Annotated in this window: 2 protein-coding genes and 1 pseudogene; 2 read left to right on the top strand and 1 reads right to left on the bottom strand. The window is 43.5% G+C overall.

Annotated features, from left to right (window positions below):
* A pseudogene (locus IQ229_RS12280) lies at positions 1-262 on the top strand (DNA polymerase III subunit delta); the annotation flags it as partial.
* A gap of 109 nt (positions 263-371) precedes the next feature.
* A complete protein-coding gene (locus tag IQ229_RS12285; RefSeq protein ID WP_194044048.1) occupies positions 372-854 on the top strand; it encodes a DUF4168 domain-containing protein in 483 nt (160 codons plus the stop codon).
* Positions 855-1469: 615 nt separating this feature from the next.
* Here the strand turns inward: IQ229_RS12285 and IQ229_RS12290 are convergent.
* On the bottom strand, positions 1470-4847 hold the full coding sequence (locus IQ229_RS12290) for a PAS domain S-box protein (protein WP_457852502.1): 3378 nt from the start codon (positions 4845-4847) through the stop codon (positions 1470-1472).
* Positions 4848-5161: the final 314 nt, after the last annotated feature.

The raw sequence follows: 5161 nt of genomic DNA on the forward strand, positions 1-5161 counted from the left end.
ATTTCGCACCTGGCTGTGGGTAAAGATTATGATAGAAAGTGGGGAACGAAATCAACAAGCGACAGCTATTGCCGCTGATATCGGTAATCCCAAACGGATTTACTTCTTACAGCAAGAAATCAAGCTGCTTTCTGTGCAACAGTTAATCTCTTGCTTACCCCTACTGCTGGAATTAGAGGTTAGCCTCAAGCAAGGAGCATCAGAAATGTCAACTCTCCAGACTAAAGTAATCGAACTTTGTCAAGTATGCCGAGGAAATTGACAGTCAAATATAAAAGCTTTATGTATTTAGCAGTTCCTGGAACTTCCAACTCCGAAAATAATTCAAAGTTCTTATAATATCCCTGATGTAGTTTTGTGTCACACAGTATATGAAAAAAATTCCTGATTTATCTTCTCGAACTGGCCGAAAGCGAACCCTTTCGCGATCGTTATGTTTCGGCGCGATCGCTACTGTGGGTGTGATTTTCAACACTTTTTCATTGAGTTCTAAAGCTGATGCTCAAACTCCATCACCAATAGTTAACAATACTGAAATTAACAGTTACGCTCAAGCCGTGCTAGCAATGGAGCCAGCCCGTCAAAATGCCTTTGAAGAAATTAAAAAACTTATTGGCAATGGAGAAATTCCCAATATTGTCTGCAACGATTCCAATAGTATAAATGGTCTTCCAAAGAAGGCTCAAGATATTGCAGTGAATTACTGTAACCACGCTCAAAAAATTGTCGAAAGTAATGGTTTGAAATTTGAACAGTTCAACAAAATTACTATAGAACTACAAAATAATACTATCTTAAAAAGTCAGGTTTACAATACGCTATTACGCCTACAACAACCTCCTGAATCTCGGTAAGTAGAAGAACTACTTAAATCCAAACGCGTAGTCAGTAAGTGGCTAATTACTATGGGAGTCATACTAATTATTCGGGTATTATCGCAGTCCTATTTGATTCATGAAAAATATAGATAAGGCAACGAACCGCTTTCTCTAGGAGACACTATGTTAATGTGTAGTGTCTTCTAGAGAAGGACGCAAAGGGAAGAAAGAGATATATAATTTTCACAAATGATTTAGGACTGCTACATATAAAATATTTTGAGATTAGAAAAAAAGCTCGTGAGACATAGGGCAATCCGGTTCAGTTAAGGCTAAAACTCTTTGTCAAAGTCAACTTTTTTAACGTAGACGCAAAGCGGCTTGCCGAAGGCTACCGCAGAGGCGCAGAGGAAACAGAGAGAAGAGAAAAAATGCTTAACCCAAGCGTATTGAGACATAGGGGAGAATTTAATTCATATTCCCTAATGCCCCATTTCTAAGTCCGTCCTAATACTGTTCGGTTAAGGCAACAGACGCGATGAATCGCCGTCTCTACAATAATCGGTCTTTCGTAGTGGCATCATCTGTCAACGTTGCGGCTGGAATTCCTTCTTGTTCTCACATCTTTGTGGGGCATACTGATGTCGCTGACTAAATAGAGGAGGGTGGGGGCAGAGGGGCAAAAGAGCCGAGGTGGGCATTCTTCAGAAGTGGTAGTTTGACGGTAAACGTCGCGCCTTGTTCTTTGCCTGGGCTATCTGCATGGACAGTACCGCCATGTAATTCTACTAAATGACGGACGATCGCTAATCCTAGTCCTAATCCACCATAGATTCTAGTGCTAGAACTATCAGCTTGACGAAAGCGATCGAAAACGTAAGGAAGAAAATTAGGACTGATACCAATGCCTGTATCAATCACTTGAATTTGGGCATATTTATCCCTTGTCTGTTGTTTTTCTTGTCCACTAACTACTGACAATTGCAACTCTACTCTACCGCCAACGGGTGTAAATTTGATGGCATTGGATAGCAGATTCCAGATGATTTGTTGCAAGCGCTCGCAATCCCCGGAAACTAAATATTGAGAATTTTCACTCGGTTTGCTGTCCTCTGAATGTTGATTAGTTTGGGATTGTGCTGCTGAAAATTCGAGATTTTCGTGATTAACTCCTAATTCCCAATCGTAATTTGGCGTTTCTTTTGAGGGAATCAGGGAAAATCTCAAATCGATTTCCCTGGATTGGGCGGCTAAACTAACAGTCTTGATGGCTGACTCGATTATGGGAATCAAATTGCAAGTACGGACATCGAGGTGTAACTTGCCTCTAACCATCCGCGATATATCCAGTAAGTCTTCAATTAACTGGGTTTGCGCTTTGGCATTGCGCTCAATTGTCTCCGTCGCTCTAGCCATTTGGGTATCACTGAGCTTGCTTCGTTGCAGTAATTGCGCCCAGCCAAGGATGGCATTGAGGGGCGATCGCAATTCGTGGGATAATATCCCTAGAAACTCATCCTTCATCCGGTTGGCTTCTTGCAACTGATCAGTTTGTTGCTGCAAAGAAGCAATTAAACTAGCCCGTTCCATTGCGATCGCTATTTGGTCGCATACTGCTTGCATCATCCCTTTTTGATTGTCGGTGAAGCTTAACCGAGTGCGGCTGCCAAAAGAAAGAGTACCCAACAACCGTCCTTGGGCAATTAACGGATAACCATAATAAGCAGTAATTCCTAAAGAACGAATCAATTCTGTTTTCGGGTCAATTGATTGCTGCACATTCTCTAGAGCAATTGCATAACGCTCTTGGGCGACAGTCCCACAAACCGCTTCAGCAAATTTCAAGGACTCGATTTGCTTTGCTATCTCCTCGGAAAAACCGGTGTAAGACTCTAGCCGCATTACCTGAGAGTTATCCACAACCAAATAGTTAAAGTAAATATCTAAACCAATTTGGTCTCTTAGTTTTTGGTAGACGCTATCGATTAGTGCTACTGGTTGCTGACTCGATAATAAATCGTTGGCTGTGTCAAATAGTAGCTTTAGCCTTTTGTAACTTAACGAGAGGGCTTTTTGTGCAGCCTTAAGGTTGCTGATTTCTTGGAACACTAAGATACAGGTAGCCGGATGACCGTGCATTGCTGGCAAGGTATCAGCAAATACTAGTAGAGAGCGCACACCAGCGGGAGTGTGCCAGTCCACCTCCAATCCATTCAGGCGTTCGCCACGGGCAACCCGTACTCCTGGCATAAGTTCATTGGGGATGCGATCGCCAGCTGCATCTGTATAGTAGTAAACTGTGTGATACTCTTGGGCAGGTACACCTTTAGGAAATTTGCCCCCAGCTAATTCGTCAGCGGAGCGATTGGCAAAAGTTACCCGCGCCGTTCCTGGTTCGATAAACAGCAATGGTCTTGGCATCAGATTTAACACATCCTCTAACCATTTTTGCTGTTTTAGCAGTACTTCCTCTGCCTGTTTACGCTCCGTAATATCTAAAAATGCACCAACGCTGCCTCTGGTTTTACCCTCTTCGTCAAACAGGGGTGCAACGTACTCCAACAGCTTGACGATTTTGCCATTTTCATGGACGACATCGAGTTCACAATTGAGAACCTCGACACCATGAGCAGCAGAATACTGCATTGGGAGTTCTTCTGTTGAAAGTTCCCTTCCCTCGCGGTAGATTTTAAAGCTTGTTGGTCTTTCGTCTAAAGGAGCGGTAAGGGAAGCATTTGTATCTGACGATACCCCCAACTGCTTGGCAAAAGCAGGGTTAACCTTGATATTTTGGCATTTTGGATCTTCGGCAATGCCAATTCCAATGGGAATTACCTCCAACAAAGTTTGTAATTCAGTAATGCGACGCTGTAGATTCCTGTTTAGCTGTAATATTTGTTCCTGGGTCTGCTTTTGCTCGCTGATGTCACGAGTCACAGTTGCTAAGGCAATTGGCTGACCTGTGTTGTTATCTGTAACAGTGAAGATGTTGTAATCAACTGGTATTGGTTGACCTGTTTGGAGATGCCGGAAGCAGAATTCTCCCTGCCAGCGCCCTTCTGATAGTACAGTCGGCAGTATATATTTTTGAAAATAGGCTTTGTCTTTAGGCATGAAGTAATCTAATACTGCTTTTTGCCTCACTTCACTAAGGTTGGCAAACCCTACCAACTTTTGACCTGCATCATTTATGTAGAGTAATTGACCCTCAAGGGTGGCAATGCCGATAAAGTCAGAGCTATTTTCTACCAGCAATGCTAATTTTTGTTGCTCTGCCTCTGCTTGCTTGCGTTCGCTCAAATCGAGGATAAAGGCTACTGACTCTTCGCGGTTTTCTCCTAGCAGCACGTAACCAACTAAAACCGGGATACGGCTACCATCCTTGCGAATAAATTCTTTCTCGTAGGGCGTACAAGTAGCGTTAGTATTTCCTTGGGCTTCGGCGACACCTCGCTCATCTAAATATAAATACTCTAGTGGTGTGATATTGCGCCAACTTAACTTACCAGCTGACAAATCTTCCTGTGTGTAACCAATCATCCTCAAGAATTCGTCGTTTGCCTGTTGGATACCGCCATACACATCGCTAAACAGAATGCCGATGACGTTAGAATCTACAAAACTCCCTAGTTTCGCTTCGTGGGTTCTCAGTGCTTCTTGAGCAAGGTCGCGTTGATAGCTGAGGCGTTCAATAACCCTGGCACTTTGCCAAATCAAAATAGTAAAAATTACAATCACAACGATCGCAAACACCGATACTGCAAATGCCGGATCGTATTGTCCTGCTCGTTGCCCTTCAACAATTACCCACCCTAATATAAAAGGTACTGCGATCGCGGCAACTAGTAAACGACGTGCAAGTAAGCCACCGTAACTATCACTTGTAACTACCCTCATTAAGCCATGTTCTGCCCGCGCCCACAGAATACCTATACTTAGTAAGAGGAACAATACCGCTGTGTGTAATGCCATTGATGTTGTATAAGGGGCGAGTCCGTAGAGAACTTCCACTTGGTAGGCATAGCCCATCAGCGCCTGAAAGGAAATTAAAGTAGCAATCAGAGCAATAATTTGGGCATACCAATAACTGCGGTGGGTTTTTGGATGAATCAGAATCTGTAGGGCGACACTGACCAGGATAAAGTTCAGTGCTGTGTTCACCCCCATTCGCCCCGGATGCGATGTCGCTATACTAGTTTGCGAATCACGGAACACCAGCTCATCAATGCCGAGATTCCAGCCGAACAGATATTGACAAAGGGTGAGCGCCGCAATTGTGGTGACAGCTATTGCACAGACCTGAAAGATTAGAAGAGTAAGTACAGGCAAGGAGGCTGTAGAAC

The sequence above is a fragment of the Nostoc cf. edaphicum LEGE 07299 genome, from assembly GCF_015207245.1.
Taxonomy (GTDB): Bacteria; Cyanobacteriota; Cyanobacteriia; order Cyanobacteriales; family Nostocaceae; genus Nostoc; species Nostoc edaphicum_B.

Excerpts from the sequence above, each read along its gene's own strand:
- IQ229_RS12285 (WP_194044048.1), top strand. The coding sequence starts at position 372 with ATGAAAAAAATTCCTGATTTATCTTCTCGAACTGGCCGAAAGCGAACC.
- IQ229_RS12290 (WP_457852502.1), bottom strand. The coding sequence starts at position 4,847 with ATGGGCTATGCCTACCAAGTGGAAGTTCTCTACGGACTCGCCCCTTAT.